Consider the following 17,880-nt stretch of genomic DNA (forward strand, 5'->3'; position numbering starts at 1 on the left):
CGCCCACATCGAGGTAATCGGCGCCGCTGGCCAAGGCCGCCAGTGCCACCCGGTCGAGCACCTTGTAGCTGGGCCCTGCGCAATTGATCACCAGCTCGCAGCCGCTGCAAAACGCTGCCAGGCTGCGGGCGTCCCACAGGTCGAGTTCACGGACCTCGGCCCGCCCGTTCAACTCCCGGTCGTTAAAACGCTGGCCTTGCCCGGGGTCACGACCGCCCAGGCGCAGGCGGTAGTGACCCACCAGCACCCGGGCGACCTGCCGACCGACATGCCCGTACCCGCCTACAATCCCGACGTTCATGCCGCCACCTGCGCCAGCCGCTCGAACGCCCGGGCCACGGCTTCGACCTGCGGGCTCTGCATGCAGCTGAAGTGGTCGCCCGGCACGTCGACAACCTGCAACTCCCCGAGGCACAGGGCTTGCCAGTATTGGCTCATGTCCCGGTGCATGCCCGGCAGTACCTGAACCTCGCCGCATTGGCGGATAAACACCATGTCGCCGTCGTAAGGCGTGGCCTGGTGCAACGCGACGGCGGCGAGGCTGTGGCGCAACACCTGCAATTGCTCCCGCAGCCAGTCCAGATCGCTCAATTGCGAGCCCGCATGGCGCATCGCGTCGGCAATCGCCTGCAAACGCTGGTCAGCCGACTTGCGTCCCAGGGCCCGCAGGCAGGCCAGGGCCGTGGCGCAATCAGGCTCGTCCTCCAGCGCCAGCAATGCACCATGGGGCACGCGGCCGGGTGTCTGGCGCAGCACCTTGGCAATCGCCCGTTCCATGGCCTGTTCATCCAGCGGGTAACCCAGGGTGTGCGGGTCGGCCTGCATGACGCGGGCGAACACGTACTCGGCCAGCAGATCATCCTCGATCATGAACGGCACGCGGTAGCTGCTGATCACCGTCAGTTGCAGCACCTCGATGCCCCTGGCCGCCAGGCAGGAGGCGAGTTCCGTCGCCAGCAATCCGCCGAGGCAATAGCCGACGATGCTCACCTGACGCCGGCCTTCGGCGTGCAAGGTGTCGGCATAACGTTCGGCCAGTTCACGAATCGCCGTGGCCGGCGCCAGGGCCATGTAACCCGGTACGTCATTGAGCACCAGCCCTTCCAGTGGCGCTTCTTCCCCCAGCGCGGCAAACAGCGCGCGATACGGTGCCAGGGTGCCGCTGCCGTCATGGACAAAGATTCGCGCCGGGCCTTGCACCTCATCACGAATACGCACCAGCGGCGAAAGACTCTCGCTGCCCTGCCCCCGCAGGTAATCCGCCAGGGCGGCCACCGTCGGCTGATTGATCAACTGCCGCAGTAAATCCCCCCACGGCACGTTTCGGGCCTGGGGCAGGCTTTCCCGCAGGCGGCCAACCACCTGGGCCACCAGTAATGAGTCGCCACCCAGTTCAAAGAAACCCTGCTCACGGCCCACGCTCGGCACCCGCAGCAGGGTTTGCCAGACCTCGGCAATGCTGCGCTCCAGCGCATCCAGCGGCGCAGCGCCGCTGTTGGCCTGTTGCGTGGCCTGGGCAATACCCAGGTTGGCGAGGGCCTGGCGGTCGACCTTGCCGTTGGCCGTCAACGGCATTTCATCCAGCACCCGCCACTCGGTGGGCACCATGTAGTCCGGCAAACGCTGGCCCAGATGCGCGCGCAACGCCTCGGGTTCGAGGGTGTGGCGGTCGGTCTTGAAGCGCGTGATAAACAAGTGCTGGCCGATCTGCGACATGGCATCGTCTGCCGCAGGCAGGCACAGCGGCGTCTGCGCGCCGGCCTCCTGCAACAACTGGTGCCACTGCTCGCGGCGGATAAACGTGGTGTCCTGTGCGGCACGGAAATCCTCGAACGCGGTCAGGCCCTCCTTGAACTCCATGGACGCCATGATCTGGTAGGTGTCGCGCGTGGCCTCGATAAAGATCAGCCAGCCTCCGGGTGCAAGCATTTCCCGCAACCGCGCCAGGACCCGGCTGGCGTGCCGCGAGTTGTGCAGCACGTTGGCACACAGGATCACATCCAGGGAGTTGGCGGCGATACCTTGGCCCCAATGATCGAGGTTCAGGTCAAACAGCCCGTAGCTGACCCACGGAAACTCGACAAAATGCTCCCGCGCTTCGTTGAGGAAGAACTGCGACAGGTCGGTGAACTGGTAGTCCACCGCCAAGCCGTCCAGGGCCGGAATCAGGTCGGCGCTGGTGCCGCCCACGCCTGCGCCGATTTCCAACAGGCGCAGGCGCTGGCCCGCCGGTTGCTGCGCGGCGATTTCCTGCACGGCTGCGCACACCGCCTGGTTCAGGTACTGGCTGATCAGGTTCTTGCGGTAGGCACCTTCGGCGGTGTCGGTACGGCCTTCGGGGAACAGCAGGTGCAACGGGTCGAGCCGGTCGCTCATCAGTGCCGGCAGTTGCTCCTGGCTCTCGCGCAGGTAACGCAGCACTTCAGCGCCCCAGCCCACACTGGGTTCAAGGGCCTCGATGCGTTGCCACAGTTGACGGTACTCGGCGCCCGAGACCCGCAGTGACGAATAGGCGCCGGTGTGTGGATTCTGGTCCACCAGTTGCTCGCGGTGCAGGGCTTGCAGCCAGCGGCGGATCAGCCGTTCATTGCGGGGCGCGACCTCGCATGCCGTCATGACCTGCGCCAGGTCATGCTCGACGCCCGGTTGATCAAACAACCCCGGACGTTGCAGGGCCAGGCCCATGGACAGCAGCGCGGCACGCTCGACGCAATCGGACATTTGCGTGATCAGCACCTCGGTCAATTGGCCTTTCACCCCGTTGGCCGCCGCCAGGGCGTTGGGTGCCAACCGGGCAGGCCAAGGCAATGGCGTATCGCGCAGCGTGCCGCGCACACAGGCCTGCAAACGCCGCTCGAACGCGCCTTCGCCCGCGGCGACTACCACGGCCGACTCCACATTGGGATGGCTGAGCAACGCACTCTCGACTTCCGCCAACTCGATGCGATGGCCGCGCACCTTGACCTGGAAATCCTCACGGCCAAGGAACTCGATCAGCCCGTTTTCCAGGTACCGACCCAGATCGCCGGTGCGGTACAGACGCTCGCCACTGTGGGCGTGCTCGATAAAGCGCTCGGCGGTTTTCTCGGCGTCCCCCAGGTACCCCATGGCCAGCCCGCTGCCGGCGATAAACAGCTCACCCGCAACGCCCTGCGGACGGTCACGTCCCTGCTCGTCGAGCACCATGAAACGTTGGTTGGCCAGCGGCGCGCCGTAGGGAATGCTGCGCCATTGCGCGTCCACCTCGGTGATCGGATAGGCAATCGACCAGATCGCCGCCTCCGTCGCGCCGCCCAGGCTGATCAGTTGCAGCGTGGGCAGCAACGCACCGATCTCGGCGGGCAGATTCAGCGGGATCCAGTCGCCGGACAACAACGCCAGGCGCAGGCTATGCGGTGCCGCTGCGGGGACCGCTTGCAGGTAATGGGTCAGCATCTGCAACTGCGCGGGCACCGAGTTCCACAGGGTCACGCCATGCTCGCGGGCGCACGCCGCCCAGTGGGACGGATCAGCCCGGCGGCCGGCGTCGGGCAGCACCAGCGCGCCCCCCACCGCCAGCAGGCCGAAGATGTCGTACACCGACAGATCGAACCCCAGGCTGGCCAGGGCGAGCACCCGGTCTTCGGCGCCGATGGCGAAGCGCTGGTTGATATCGACCACGGTGTTGAGGGCCGCCTGGTGGTTGATCATCACGCCTTTGGGAATGCCGGTGGAGCCGGAGGTGTAGATCACGTAGGCCAGCTGTTGCGTTGTCACAGTTGGCGTGGGCAGCTCACGGGTGGCGGCAGTGCCCGCCTGGTCGACTTGCAGGCACTGAGTCACCTGGGCAGGCCACATCAGGTCCGCGCTCAACCACGACTGGCTGAGCACCCGGCTGACGTCGGCATTTTCAATAATCAGCGCGCGGCGTGCCGCAGGCTGATTGGTGTCCAGCGGCAGGTAGGCCGCGCCGGCGCGCAAAATTCCGAGCACGGCCACCACCTGCTCGATGCCCTTGTCCATGCACACCGCCACCCGCTCACCGGGCTGGCAGCCGGCGTCCAGCAACTGCTCGGCAATCGCCTCGGCGCGGCCTGCCAGTTGCGCGTAGGTGAGTGGCCGTGAACCCTGGATCAGGGCGATGCGGTGTGGTGCTGCGCGGGCCTGGCGAAAGAACGGTTCATGCAGCAAACCCGGCGGAATCGGCTGCGCGGTCTGGTTGATCAGCTCCCGCACCAGCCGTTGGGGCACCGGCAGTTCCAGGCAGTCATCCAGGGTCCAGGCCGAGGGTTCACGGGCCAGGCGCTTGAGCAGGCGTTCGAAGGTGTCGAACATCGCCTCCAGCATCTCGTCATTGAACACGCCCTGGCGAATGTCCCAATTGATGTACAGGCCACTGTCGCGCTCGCTGACCTGGCAGTCGATCAGCACCTGCGGGGTCTGGCTGATGCCATGCACCAGGCGTGAGCCGGGCATGAACGCCCCGCCGCCACTTTCACCGCCGGCGCCGAGGGTGCTGGTGAAGGCATAGGGCATCAAGGCCGCCTCACGGCCTTTGCGCCGCGCCAGTTCGCGCAGTACTTCGATGCCGGAACACAGGCGGTGGTCCATGTCCTGCCACAGGCGCTCCTGCAACTGCTGGCTGCGTTCGCCGAAACTGCCGCCTTGCAAGGTCTGGACTTCCAGCAGTTCCACCGAGCTGAAATCCCCCACCAGCCGGTCGACCTGCGGGTGCAGCGACAGGCGATTGAGCAAGGTCAGGCTCAGGCAGAAATGCCCCTTGCGGCTCCAGCGCCCCAGGGTCTCGGCATAGCACGCGAGAATCGCAGCCGACACCCCCACACCGGCGGCCGCCGCATTCAGGCGCAGGGCGTTGAAATCCCGGGCCTCCAGGCTCAGGGCGCGACGCTCGAAACGCGGGCCGCTGGGTGCGCCCATCATCGGCAATTCCGGGGCACCAGGCAGGCTGTCGACCCGCGCCCACCAATACTGGCGGTCACGCTGGTAGCGCGGCTGCTCGCGCAGGCGGCGTTCACCCAACACGTAGTCGCGAAAACTGATGGGGGCTGCCGACGGCAAGGCTTCGCCCCGGTAAACCTGCTGCAACTCGGCCAGCAGCATGCGCACGCTCTGGTAGTCGCATACCAGCAAGTCCACTGACAGGTGCAGACGCGCATGCTCACGGCCCTGGCTCACGCACAACTCGATCAGCGGCCACTGCCGGGGCGAGGCCTGGCGGATTTCCATGCGCTCGCGCAACGCCGCCAACCCCTGGCCATCGTCGTCGCGCAGGTCGTGCCGGGCGATCAGGTAATGCGGCACCTGGGGCAGGATTTGTTGGTAGCCGTCTTCCAGCACCACCGCCCGCAGCATGTCGTGACGGGCTACCAGATGGTTCCACGCCTGCTCCAGGCGCGCCGGGTCGAGTTCCTCGAGCTCAAATTCCAGGTACCCATGACAGGCTACCCCGCCATAGCTGAACGCTTGGGTGCGGCCCATCAGGTAGGCAGCCTGCACGTCGGTCAGCGGAAACGGTTCGCTGCGGGCGGCCAGGTCCGCCGAGACGGTGGGCATCGCCGGTTCCATCAGCTGTTGCAACAGCGCGTCCTTGTGCTCGCGCAGTTGTTGCAAGCGGTCTTCGTCCATCACCCCGGCCGGCGCCCGATAGCGCAGGCGGCCCTGCTCTTCCCAGAGTTCCACACCCAGTGCCTCGAGTTCCTGTTGCAGTTGCTGCAGTGTCATAGCGCACCCTCCACCATTGCGTTTCGGTTGACGTGGTCCTGTTCCCGTCGGGCGGCCAGCCATTGGGCCTGCCGGGCGACGGTGGCCGCGTTGAAAAAGTCTTTCAGCGACAGTTCGACGTCGAACTGCCGGGCAATACGTTCGATCAGGCGCGCCGCCAACAAGCTGTTGCCGCCGAGGGCGAAGAAGCCCTGATGGCGCCCCACCAGCGGAATGTCGAGCAGCTCGCGCCAAAGCCCGGCCAGCAGTTGCTCGGCTTCGCCTTGAGGCGCGTCTTCACTCGCGGGTTTGGCGCCCTGGCGTTGCTCCTGCACCAGCCACAACAGGGCGGCGCGGTCGACCTTGCCGTTGGCGCTCAGGGGCAGTTCGCTGAGGTTCAGCCAGTGGTCCGGCAGCATGTGTTCCGGCAGCCACTGGCGGAGCCACTGGTGCATGGCGTCGGCATCCGGCACCGCGTCGCCCGTCAGAGCCGCTGCCAGTTGCGGGTTGGCACCCGGCAGTACCAGGGTGACCGCGCGACTGACAGCCGGATGGCGCTCCAGGGCCACGTCGATTTCACTGAGTTCGATACGGAAACCCCGGACCTTCACCTGGTGGTCCATGCGCCCGAGAAATTCGAGGTTGCCGTCGGGCCAGTAGCGGCCCTGATCACCGGTGCGGTACCAGCGCTGCCCGGCCTGCTCGACGAACCGCTGGGCACTGAGGTGCGCCAGGCCGCGGTAGCCTTGGGCAACCCCGGCCCCGCCGATCCACAATTCCCCCGCCACCCAATCCGGGCAATCGCGGCCCTGGCTGTCGACCACCCGGAAGCACTGGTTATCCAGGGGCTTGCCGTAGGGAATCGAGCGCCAGTGCGCGGGTACGTCGTCGACGTCCTGGACGTTGGACCAGATTGCCGCTTCGGTGGCGCCTCCGAGGGCGGCAAACCGGGTGCTTTCGCCGGCAGCCACGCGCAAGCGGCGCGGCAGGTCCAGCCCGACCCAATCGCCCGAGACCATCGCCAGGCGCAGTCCGACCAGGGCATTCGGCTCGCGGGCCTTGAGGGTCAGCATGTCGAGCAAGGCCGGCACCGAGTTCCACAGGGTTACCCGTTGCTGGCGCACCAGGCGCAGCCATTCAGACGGTTCCTTGCGGCAGGCATCCGCCGGCAGCACCACCGCGCCACCGACGCTCAACAGGCCGAACAGGTCGTACACCGACAGGTCGAAATCGAGGGCGGACACGCCGAGCACGCGGTCCTGCGCGCACACCTGATAACGCCGGTTGATCGCCTCGACGGTGTTCAGCGCCGCTTGATGGGACACCTCCACGCCCTTGGGTTCGCCGGTGGTGCCGGAGGTGAAAATCACATAGGCCAGCGCCTCCGGTGAGACCTCGACCGGCTGCTTCAGGGGCGGGGCCGAGCGGGCCTGGGCCAGGTCCACTACTTGCAGGTCTGCCAGCCATACACCGCGATCGCGGTGGGCCGCATCGGTGATCACCACCTTGGCCCCGGCTCGCTGATAAATCATGTCGCGACGGGCTGCCGGCTGTTCGATGCCCACCGGTACATACACCGCGCCCGCTGCCAATACGCCGAGCACCGCAATGATTTGCGCCTGGCCCTTGGGCAAGGTAATCGCCACCGCATCGCCCGCTTCGATCCCCCACTGGCCGAGGGCTCCCGCCACGTGCAAGGCCTCGGTTGCCAGCTCGGCGTAGCTCAGTTCACCTTCCTCGGTGATCAGCGCTACCCGTTGCGGGTGCAGGCGCGCCTGCTGGAAAAAGCCTGCGTGCAGCAGCCCTTTGTCATAGGCCCAGGGCGTGTGATTGACCGCGGTGCGCACCTGTTGCTGGGCGTGCGGCAACGGCAGCGGCGCGGGTTGGCGCCAGTCATCGGTGCACAACCACGCCAGCAGGTCGCCATAGGCAGCGAACATTTCATCCAGCAGGCCTTCGGGGAACAGCGCGTCCACCGCGTCCCAGTTCAGCAGCAGGCCGTCAGGCAGCGGGTAGCTCTGGTGATCGAGCCACACCTGGGGTGTTTGCGACAACGCCCAACCCGGTTCCCCCAGGTGTTCTCGGCAGGTGGCGTCGACAAATGCTTCGCCGAGGTTGCAGGCAAACACCACCGGTGCGCCGCCTTGCCGGGTGCGGGACAACTCACGCAGCACCTCCACACCGGGCCAGGCACTGTGGGCAATATCGCGGTGCAACTGGCGTTGCAGGATTTGCGCCTGTTGCGCGAAAGAACCTGCCTGGCGCTGGTCGACCTCCAGCAGCACCAGGTTGGAAAAGTCGGCCAGCAGGTGCGGCACGCAGGGGTGCAGTTCCTGGCGATTGAACAGCGGCACGTTCAACAGGAAATGCTGGCTGGCGCTCCAACGGCCCAGCACTTGGGCGTAAGCGCAGCACAATACGCTGGCCAGGGTCAGGCCGTGTTGCCGCGCCTGGTCTTCGAGGGCGTGCAACTGGGCACGGCCGAGGCGCATCGCCAGGCGACGAAAGCGCGGCGCGCCGAGGGACTGCGGCTCCTGCGCCAGGGGCAGTTGCGGGCCGTCGGGCAAATCATCGAGGCGCTGCAACCAGTAGTCACGTGCGCCCGCATCGGTGGTTCGGGTGGCACTCAGGTAGTGCGCAAAATCCCATTCGAGGCGTGGCAGTTGCGCTTCCTGCCCGCTGTAGATCAGCGCGAGATCCCGCAGCAGCACGCTGATACTCAACACGTCCGCCACCAGCAAATCGATGTTCAAGTGCACCCGGCTGCGGCCGTTGGGCAAGTGGCTCAGTTGCACATCGAACACTTCGCCCCGACGCACCTCCAGGCAACGGTGAGCCAGGCGCTCGCGCAGGGCCAGCGCATCCGGCAATTCATGCACGGTCAACCCGGGCCATGGGCTCACCGGCAGGATGCGCTGGCAGGTGGCCGTGGGGAAACAGGCGCGTAGCATCGGATGGCGCTGGGTCAGGCGCACCACCGCGTGCTCAAGGCGTTGCGCATCAACCTGAGGCCCGTCCAGCTCCTGATACAGGTGGCAGCCGACGCCGCCCAACGGCATGGCCGGGTCGCGGCCAAACCAGTAGGCCTGCTGCAAGGGCGTGAGCGGGAAATCACTGTCAGTGGCAACGGGCTTGAGGTGAGCCGGCGGGCCGCGACGGCGATCGATCAGGGCCCACCAGGCCTCGAGGGTCGGCCGCTCAATCAGTTCGGCAAAGCTCACCTGCACACCTTCGCGGGCGAGCAACGCCGGCAGGCGCATCATGCTCACCGAATCCAGGCCTTGCTCGATCAGCGAGGCGTCGGGCTCCAGGTCCTGGGGGGCATAGTTGAGCAACTGCGCGACACCGGCGCACAGCGCCTCGGGGCTGTGTGCGAGGCCGCCGGGTGAAGGATGAACGCATGCCAGTGCTGGGTTATCGGTCATGGGGGACGGTCCTTTGGGGAACGGTAGGGTCTGGACGCAAGCGCCAGCGATTGATCGCTTCGCGCTCGTGGAACAACTCGCGGTAACGGCCGGGCACGGCCATCAACGCGTCATGGCGGCCGACCTGGGCCAATTGGCCGTGGTCGAGCAGCAGAATCTGGTCGGCGTGGGGCGCCAGCGTCGGCTTGTGGGTGACCAGCACCACGGTGTGCTGGCGGGCCAGTTGCAACAGGGTGCGATTGACCCGGGCCTCGCTGATGGCGTCGAGGGCCGCCGTCGGCTCATCCAGCAGGATCAGCGACGCGTCCTTGAGCAGCACCCGCGACAACGCCAGGCATTGGCGTTCACCCCCGGACAGGCTCACGCCCTGCTCTCCCAGCAGGGTCTGCCAGCCCTGGGGCAGGCGTTCGGCGAGGCGGTCCAGGCCCGTGGCGCGGGCGGCGTGCTGCCATTGCTCTTCGCTGGCATCGGGGCGCCCCAGCAGCAGGTTGTCCAGCAGGCTGGCCGGCAATGGCGGGCTGTCCTGGAACATCAGCGCGACCTGGGTATCCCGGGCCAGTGCCGACTGTTGCCGCAGGTCGACACCGCCCAGGCAGATCGCCCCGCTGCTGACATCGCTGAAGCGCGCCAACAGGCGCAACAGGCTGGACTTGCCGGAGCCGGACGCGCCCACCACCAGGTTCAGCGAACGCTCCTGCAGGGTAAACGTGATGCCCTGCAACACCGGCTGCCCCTGGCGTACCAGGCCGACATCTTGCACCTGCACGTCGAAACCTTTGGCAGATTGAGGCTCAAGCGGCTCAGGCAAACCCGGCATTTGCAGCAGATGGCGCAGGCGATTCAACGCGTGGCGGGTCTGGCGCAAGGTGGTACCGAGATTGACCAGCGCGCCCATCGGCTCCACCAGGCAGGTGGCGAGAATCGCCAGCGCAAGGAACTTCGCCGGGTCGAGGGTGCCACCCAACACGGCATACAGGCCGCCTAACAGAATGGCGCTGTAGCCGGCCTGCAACACCACGGCCAGGCCCAACGCAGCAGGAAAGGTTCGCCAGTGGGCGTGACGCTGGGCCTGTTGCTGCTGGGCCAGGGCCTCGGTGAGCAATTCGAACCCTTGCCCGGTGCGCCCGCTGGAACGCAGCAAAGGTTGCTGGCGCAGAAACTCCATCACCCGCGCTGCCGCTTCATTGGCTGCGGCTTCGCTCAGCGCTTCGGCCTGCCCGCCCCACCGCACGCCCCAGTGGTACACCAGCACCAACAAGGGCAACGCAGCCAGTGCGGCCAGCGCCATGGAGCGGTCGTAGAAAAACAGCGCCAGCAGCAGCGCCAGGGGCGTTAACAGCGCGTTGGCCATGGGTTGCAGCAGGTGTGCCGGGGTGCTCATGATTTGCAGCACGGTGTGGGTCACCAGCCGATTCAGCTCCGCGCTGCGCCGTTCCACAAACCATTCCAGCGGCAGTTGCACCAGCTTTTCACCGATACGCCGGTTCAACGCCTGGGCCGCCTCGGCACCGGCGCGATAGCCCGCCAATTGGGCATACCGGCGCAACCACAGGCACAGCACTGCCATGCCGGTGAAGCCAAGGGCCCAGGCCCAGGGCGTTGCGGTGCCGAACCATTGGGCAAAGGCCATCGGCAACAGGGCCAGTGCCGCGCCCTGGGCCAGCGCGCTCAACGCCATTGCCATCAGCGCGCGCCGCACCAGGCCGGCTTCACGGGGTTGCAGGCTGCGTAACAGGGCGCGAATCATGCCCGCGCCCTCTTCAGCGCTGTCGCCGAGAACTGTTCGGCCGCCCATAGCCCGGCGTAGGCGCCCTGCTGGTCCAGCAAGCCATGATGGGTGCCGCGCTCGACAATCCGCCCGCCTTGCAGCACTACAATCTGGTCGGCGTCCTGGATGCTGCTCAAGCGGTGGGCGATCACCAGCACCGTGCGCCCACGGGCCAGGCGTGACAGGGCCTGCTGGATCGCGGCTTCGGATTCCGGGTCACTGGCGGCGGTGGCTTCATCGAGGATCAGGATCGGCGCTTCACTGAGCATGGCCCGGGCAATACCCAGGCGCTGCACTTCCCCGCCGGACAGTTGCACGCCGGCGCCGAGCACCGTGTGATAACCCTGGGGCAACGCGAGGATGCGCTGGTGAATCTGTGCGGCCCGGGCGGCGGTTTCCACCTCGGGCAGCGTGGCTTCGGGGCGTGCCAGGCGCAGGTTGTCGAGGACGCTGGTGCGCAGCAGGCGCACGTCCTGGAACACAAAGGCGACCTGGCGGTACAGCGCCGCACTGTGCATGTCCCGCAGGTCGACGCCGCCGATGCGAATCGACCCGGCGGTCACGTCTGCAAAGCGTGCCAGCAAGGTGGCAAGGGTGGATTTGCCGGCACCCGAATCGCCCACCAGGGCGGTCAGCGTGCCGGGTGGCAAATCCAGGTCAATGCCCTGCAGCACCTGGGTGCCATCGGGATAACGAAAGTCCACCCGCTCAAAGCGGACCTGCCGCCCTTGAGGTTCGCGAGACTCGCGGGGTTGCGGCAACGTCGCGCTGTTCAGCACGGCAGCGATCCGGCTGGCGGCCATGCGGCCTTGCACCAGCGCATCCGCACCATGCCCGAGGGCCGCGACCGGCGCCGCCAGCGCCGGCCCCAGCAACAGGAATGGCAGCAATTGCACCGGCAGCAGCCAGCCGCTCCCTACCAACAGCGCACCGCCCAGCAACACCAGGGCCAGCACCAGCAACGGCGAAAGCAGCACCTCGACACTCGCCCCAAGCCCGGCCCAGCGCTGGGCCCAGCAGGAAAAGAAACCGGCAAAACGTTCGACCGCCGCGAAAAACTTCGACTGCACCCGATCAGCCCGGCCGAACGACTTGACCATGGCGATGCTCTGCACAAACTGCTGGGTGGCCTGGGACAGGTTGCCCAGCGCCGCGCCCAGTGCTTTCTGGTCATCCCGATAAGCCCGGGAGCGCAACGCCCGCAGGCGCCATAACGCAACCACCGGCGGCAGCAGCACCACAACGGTCATCGGCACACTCACCGTCAGCAGGTACAGCAGGCAGGCCAGTGGCGCCACCAGTGCGGCGGCGAGGTTGTTCGGCAGGTGCGCCACCAGTTGATGCAGGGCGCCCACATCATCGAGCAATACGCGGTCGACTTTTTGCCCGCCACGGGCACTGAACCAGGCCAGTGGCACCCGCGACAAATGCGCCGCCAGGCGCTGGCGAATCTGGCGCTGCAGGTCGCTGTCGGCCAAGTGGGTCACCTGCAAGGCCGCCGCCAACCCGAGCATGCGCAACAGCAAGGCGCCCGCGCCGGCCAGCAACCACCAGAACCCGTCCTGCAGGTCGAGCTTGCCCTCCAGCAGCAACGGCGCCAGTTCCGCCACCGCGATCAACGGCAGCAAGCCGATCAAGGTCGCCAGGGCCTGCAGCAGCATGGCGCCGATCAGCCGGCCACGTACGGGGGCAAGCAGCGTGTGCAGCGGATTGTTATCAGCCACGGGCCGCACTTCCCTCAGGGGTTTTCGCCCCGAAATACAGCTGTTGGATGGCCTCCCGCAGGTGCTTGCGACTGACCTTGCCCACGCCGGTCTGCGGGAACCCCGGGATAAACTCGAAGCGATCCGGCAGCTTGAAGGCGGCAAGCCCTTGCTCACGCAAATGGCGCAGCAGCTCCGGCGGGCGCGGTGCGGTGCCACGGGGAATCACGAAGGCGCAGGTGCGCTCGCCGAGGTAGGCGTCGGGCATCGCCACCAATGCCACATCGGCCACGGCGGGATGGCTGAGCAGGAGGTTTTCCACTTCTTCGGCGGCAATCTTTTCGCCGCCCCGGTTGATCACGTCCTTGTCACGACCTTCGACCATCAGGTAGCCGTCGGCGGTGAGCATCACCCGGTCACCGGTGCGGTAGAAACCGTCGGTGGTGAAAGCCTGGGCGTTGTGCGTCGGGTGGCGGTAGTAACCGCGAATCGTGTACGGGCCACGGGTGAGCAACTGGCCAACCTGGCCCTGGGGCACGTCCTGTTCGTTGTCGTCCACCACCCGGATTTCATCGGCCGGGGACAGCGGTTTGCCCTGGGTGTGCAAGACCCGTTGCGGCGGGTCGTTGGGGTCGGTGTAGCAAATCAGCCCTTCGGCCATGCCGAACACTTGCTGCAGGCGGCAGCCCAGAGTGGGCTCCACACGCCGGGCTGCCTCGAAGCTCAGCTTGGCACCGCCCACCTGCAACAGTTGCAGGCCCGGCAAGCCCTGCCCCCGGGCCTGGGCAGCGTCCAGCCAGACCAGCACCAGTGGCGGCACCAATGCGGTGTGGGTCACGCGTTCCTGCTCGATCAGCGCAAAGCAGGTTTCGGCGCTGGGTGAGGGGCTCAAGACCACGCGGCCGCCCATCAGCAAGGTGCCCATAAACCCCGGGCAGCACATGGGAAAGTTGTGGGCCATCGGCAATGCGGCGAGGTACACCGTGGCCTCGGTCAGGCCGCAACGCTCGGCGCTGGCCCGTACGTTGTAGAGGTATTCGTGGTGGCGCCGAGGGATCAGTTTCGGCACGCCCGTAGAGCCGCCGGACAACTGGAAACAGGCCACTGCGTCGGCCGCCGGTGCGCAAAAGGATGGGTGCGGGGTGTCCAGATAGAGGTCTTCGAGTGCGGTGAACTCTTCGGCCTCGCCCGCCACAATCACCCACGCAAGATCCGCATGGGCAGCCTTCAAACCCCGCGCCATGGCGCGATAATCAAAGCCCGCCGTGACGTCGGCGCACAGGTACGCCCTGGCCTGGGCAAACTCGCAGAAGCGGCCGATTTCCAGATGACGGTGGGCCGGCAAGGCGAAGATTGGCCGTACGCCAAGGCGATACAGAGCGAAGCACACTTCGACAAATCCCACGCAGTTCGGCAGTTGCACCACCACGTTGTCCCCCGCCACCAACCCCAGCCGGGACAACCCGTTGGCCAGTTGATCGACGCGTTGATCGAGTTGGCGATAGCTCACCCGCAGCGCTCCGTCGGTGATCGCTTCACGGTCGCCAAAGGCCTGGGCAGCGTTGCGCAGCAGATCGCCAAAGGTCTCGTCGCGCCAGTAGCCGGCGTCGCGGTAACGCTTCGCAAATGCCTGGGGCCAATCGGGGCAGTCATCGTTGAAAGTCATGGGGTCTCCAGAGTTTTTTTCGGCAATAAGGGGCCGTTGCCGTGAACAAAAGGCCTGCGGGCAAGGGTGAAAAAGGCTAGGGAGAATGGGGCATTGAGCGGTTCATCCATGAGTCGCCAAGGGCTGCGGAAATGAGAGTGATTATTAATAGGCAAAAGCTGCAGCACGGCAACCGGCAGGACATTCGTTTGCGCGGCTTTTTCTTTTGATTGCGCAACAGCGCCGTTTTCAGCGGCCTGCAGCGATGAGACGGGATCTGTGCTTTTCGCTAAAGGATAATCATTCTTAATTACAGGTAAGAAATTTCCTGCTAGCGTATGGCCCTCTTTTCCGGTTCACAGGGAGTCCGCCATGCTCAGCCCTCACGCTGCGCCGCTACCGACCCAAAGGGATTTCACCCTCAATTTCCCCAACACCTTGAACACCGGTGCCGCTACCGTCGTGCCGGAAATCACCCTGTCCGCCGGGACGGTGTTGATGGACAGCCAGATGTGGATGCAGGAACCCCTGTGGCAGGGTTTGAAGATCATCCTGGTGCTCAGCGGCCAGCTCAATTGCCGGGTCGAAGGCCAGCAGGAAGTCGAGATTCGCGGGCCCACCCTGTGCGCCGTGGCCAACCAAGGTGAACATTGTGGTGACCACCTGTTCGCCAGTGGCGTGCCGGTGCGCTACACCACCGTGCAGCTGGATTTCCCGTCGATTCGCAGCGTCGGCCTCGAGCCGGAACGCCTGCTGGATAAACGCGGCGGTGGGCCGATGATGTTCTGCCAGCCCGCCAGCAAACCATTGCTGGCCCTCGCCCAACAGATTTTCACATGCCCGTTGCAGGGCCCTGCCCGCTCCTTCTATCTGGGTGGCAAGGCGCTGGAACTGACGGCACTCGGGGTGGAAGGCATCCTCGCGCAAACCGAGTCGCGCCCGGTGCAGGAATCCCATTGCAATTCGGCCGATATCGAACGCATTCATGCGGCGCGCGACCTGTTGCTCGGTTCGCTGCAGGCTTCGCCCTCACTGGCCGAGTTGTCTCGCGCAGTCGGCCTGAACCCGCGCAAATTGACTGCGGGCTTTCGTCAGGTATTCGGCACCAGTGTCTACGTGTACTTGCAGGAACAGCGCCTGGCCGAAGCCTATCGGCTGCTGGCCAGTGGCGAGACCAATGTCTCCAGCGCAGCCTACCGCGTAGGTTACAGCCCGGCGCATTTCTCCACGGCGTTTCGCAAGCGCTTCGGGGTTTCGCCCAAGGCGTTGCGCTGAGGATTTTGTAAAAGTTCCTGCCCCGCCTCGCAAACGAAAGAAATGGTCGCTCGACCCAAAGCAATAGCCCTGCGTCACACTGCCTAGATGAGATACGTTTGCATTCGCATTAAACACCTCATCATGGAGTGAAGCATGGGCACCCGCGTTCTGTACCGAGACACCCCAGGTTTGCCAGTCGATATCGCAGTCCCGCTCTTGAAGTCCAATCGCAAGCCCTTGGCAACCCTGATCCATGGCGTGGCCCTGGGCCTGTCGCTGACCCAGATGAGTCACGTGCTGGCCGCCGAGGCCGACACCGATCACGCCGTGGTGCTCGACAGCAGCGTGGTCACCGGCACCCAGGCCGACAGCCCTACCGGGCAACAGACCGGTTACGTGGCCAAGCGCAGCCTCAGCGGGACCAAGACCGACACGGCCCTGAATGAAATCCCTCAGTCGATTTCAGTAGTCACCCGTGACCAGATGGACGCGCAGCAAGTGCAATCGGTCAGCGAAGCGTTGCGCTACACCGCCGGCGTGCAGGCCAACACCACCGCCGCCAGCCAGCGCTTCGACAACCTCTCGATTCGCGGCTTTGACGTGACCAGCACCGGCATGTTGCGTGACGGTTTGCGCGGCACCACCACCCAGGCGTGGCCAAAAGCCGAAGCGTATGGCCTGGAACGCATCGACGTGCTCAAGGGCCCGGCCTCGGTGTTGTTCGGCCAGAACGCGCCGGGCGGCGTGGTCAACCAGATCAGCAAGCGGCCCCTGGACCAGCCGTTCCATGAAGTGCAGATCCAGGGCGGCAGCTTCGACCGTGCCCAGGGCCAGTTCGATTTCAGCGGGCCGCTGGATGACCAGGGCCAGTTCCTCTATCGCCTGGTGGGCCTGGAACGCAGCAGCGGCACCCAGTTCGATCACATCAAGGACGACAAGACCTTCATCGCACCGTCCTTCACCTGGCGACCGAATGACGACACCAGCCTGACCGTGCTGGCCGACTACACCGAGGATGAATTCGGCGCGCCACGGGTGTTTTTACCCACTGTGGGCACCCTCAAGCCCAACCCGAACGGCAAGGTCAAACACAACGTCTTCCTCGACGAGCCGGGCCTGGACAATGGCCGCACCCAATACTCCCTGGGTTATTTGCTGGAACATCGCATCAACGATGTGTGGAGCCTGAACTCCAGCGCACGTTATGGCCACGTCAACCTGCTGACCAATACCGCCAGCGGCATGTCCCTGGCACCGGACCTGCGCACCTTGAACCGCGCCGCCTACCGTTTCCGCATCGTCGGCGACGTGTACTCCCTGGACAACAATGCCCAGGCCCGCTGGAACCTCGGCGAGGTGCAGATGCTGTCGCTGCTGGGGGTCGATTACCGGCGTACCCGTGAGGACTATTACCTCAACGCCGGCCGCGCATCGTCGATCGACGTCTACAACCCGGTGCATGGCGGCGTGTTCGCACCGAACACGCCATTCGCCAGCACCTTGCAGCGCGCCGACCAGACCGGGCTCTACGCCCAGCAACAGATGACGTTCAACGACCGCTGGGTACTGACCGTCGGCGGTCGCCAGGATCACTCCAGCGCACGCACCGACAACCGCCTGACCGACACCGGGCAGAAGCAGGACGACAACAAGTTCACCTACCGTGCGGGCCTGGTTTACCTGGCCGATAACGGCCTGTCGCCGTACATCAGCTACGCCACCTCGTTCGACCCCGTGCTGGGCACCGACTTCTACGGCACCACGTTCAAACCGAGCACCGCCAAACAGTCGGAAGTCGGCATCAAGTACCAGCCGCCCGGTATCGACAGCTACATCACCCTGTCGCTGTTCGACCTGACCCAACAGAACGTCAAGACCACTGACCCCACCAACCCGCTCAATAGCGTGCAGACCGGTGAAGTCAACGTGCGCGGGGTGGAACTGGAGGGCAAGGCCAGCCTCGCCAAGGGCCTCGACCTGCTGGCGACCCTGACCTACAACGACGCCGAAGTCAGCAAGAGCAACAACCCGCTGGAAAAAGGCAACCGCCCCACCGACACCCCGGAAAAAATGGCGTCGCTGTGGGCCGACTACACGCTGCCGTTCGGCCCGCTGACGGGGCTCGGATTTGGCGTCGGCGTGCGCTATATCGGCTCCACCGAAGCCGACGCCGCCAACACCTTGAGCGTGCCCTCCTACACCTTGCTCGACGCGGCGGTGCACTACGATTTCGACACGTTGATCCCGGCGGCCAAGGGCCTGCGCCTGGCAGTGAACGCCACCAACCTGACCGACAAGCACTATTACGAAGGCTGCTCCCTCTCCAGTTGCAGTGCCGGGTATGACCGCAGTGTCATCGCCAGCCTGCGTTATCGCTGGTAA

At 65.6% G+C, this 17,880-nt stretch carries 8 protein-coding genes; 2 read left to right on the forward strand and 6 right to left on the reverse strand.

Annotation, left to right across the window (positions count from 1 at the left end):
• The 6 genes from MUM_RS01000000132470 to MUM_RS0110035 all read right to left on the reverse strand — a co-directional run.
• The coding region (locus MUM_RS01000000132470) for a saccharopine dehydrogenase NADP-binding domain-containing protein (protein WP_010169513.1) at positions 1–301 on the reverse strand (301 nt) is incomplete at its 3' end.
• Positions 298–5,721 (reverse strand): non-ribosomal peptide synthetase, encoded by a 5,424-nt coding sequence (locus MUM_RS0110015; protein WP_010169515.1) that lies wholly within the window; start codon positions 5,719–5,721, stop codon positions 298–300. The genes MUM_RS01000000132470 and MUM_RS0110015, both read right to left, overlap by 4 nt.
• Positions 5,718–9,125, reverse strand: a complete 3,408-nt coding sequence (locus MUM_RS0110020; protein ID WP_010169517.1) for a non-ribosomal peptide synthetase — start codon at positions 9,123–9,125, stop codon at positions 5,718–5,720. The genes MUM_RS0110015 and MUM_RS0110020 overlap by 4 nt, the downstream gene beginning before the upstream one ends.
• Entirely contained in the window at positions 9,115–10,872 is a 1,758-nt protein-coding gene (locus MUM_RS0110025) for an ABC transporter ATP-binding protein (RefSeq protein ID WP_010169519.1), read from the reverse strand. Before MUM_RS0110025 ends, MUM_RS0110020 begins: the two co-directional genes overlap by 11 nt.
• Entirely contained in the window at positions 10,869–12,617 is a 1,749-nt protein-coding gene (locus tag MUM_RS0110030; RefSeq protein ID WP_010169521.1) for an ABC transporter ATP-binding protein, read from the reverse strand. Before MUM_RS0110030 ends, MUM_RS0110025 begins: the two co-directional genes overlap by 4 nt.
• Complete coding sequence (locus tag MUM_RS0110035) at positions 12,610–14,262, reverse strand: (2,3-dihydroxybenzoyl)adenylate synthase (RefSeq protein ID WP_010169523.1); 1,653 nt, start codon at positions 14,260–14,262, stop codon at positions 12,610–12,612. Before MUM_RS0110035 ends, MUM_RS0110030 begins: the two co-directional genes overlap by 8 nt.
• Positions 14,263–14,613: 351 nt before the next feature.
• Here MUM_RS0110035 and MUM_RS0110040 point away from each other — a divergent pair, with 351 nt between their 5' ends.
• Positions 14,614–15,516, forward strand: a complete 903-nt coding sequence (locus MUM_RS0110040) for an AraC family transcriptional regulator (RefSeq protein WP_010169525.1) — start codon at positions 14,614–14,616, stop codon at positions 15,514–15,516.
• Between the two features lie 135 nt (positions 15,517–15,651).
• Positions 15,652–17,880: a TonB-dependent siderophore receptor gene (locus MUM_RS0110045; RefSeq protein WP_010169527.1), complete on the forward strand. Its 2,229-nt coding sequence runs from the start codon at positions 15,652–15,654 to the stop codon at positions 17,878–17,880.

Origin of the sequence: Pseudomonas sp. PAMC 25886 (assembly GCF_000242655.1) — a bacterium.
Classification (GTDB): domain Bacteria; phylum Pseudomonadota; class Gammaproteobacteria; order Pseudomonadales; family Pseudomonadaceae; genus Aquipseudomonas.

What these genes read in the sequence shown, in the direction of transcription:
- MUM_RS0110015 (WP_010169515.1), bottom strand. Translation starts at nt 5,721, where the DNA reads ATGACACTGCAGCAACTGCAACAGGAACTCGAGGCACTGGGTGTGGAA.
- MUM_RS0110020 (WP_010169517.1), bottom strand. Translation starts at nt 9,125, where the DNA reads ATGACCGATAACCCAGCACTGGCATGCGTTCATCCTTCACCCGGCGGC.
- MUM_RS0110025 (WP_010169519.1), bottom strand. Translation starts at nt 10,872, where the DNA reads ATGATTCGCGCCCTGTTACGCAGCCTGCAACCCCGTGAAGCCGGCCTG.
- MUM_RS0110035 (WP_010169523.1), bottom strand. Translation starts at nt 14,262, where the DNA reads ATGACTTTCAACGATGACTGCCCCGATTGGCCCCAGGCATTTGCGAAG.
- MUM_RS0110040 (WP_010169525.1), top strand. Translation starts at nt 14,614, where the DNA reads ATGCTCAGCCCTCACGCTGCGCCGCTACCGACCCAAAGGGATTTCACC.
- MUM_RS0110045 (WP_010169527.1), top strand. Translation starts at nt 15,652, where the DNA reads ATGGGCACCCGCGTTCTGTACCGAGACACCCCAGGTTTGCCAGTCGAT.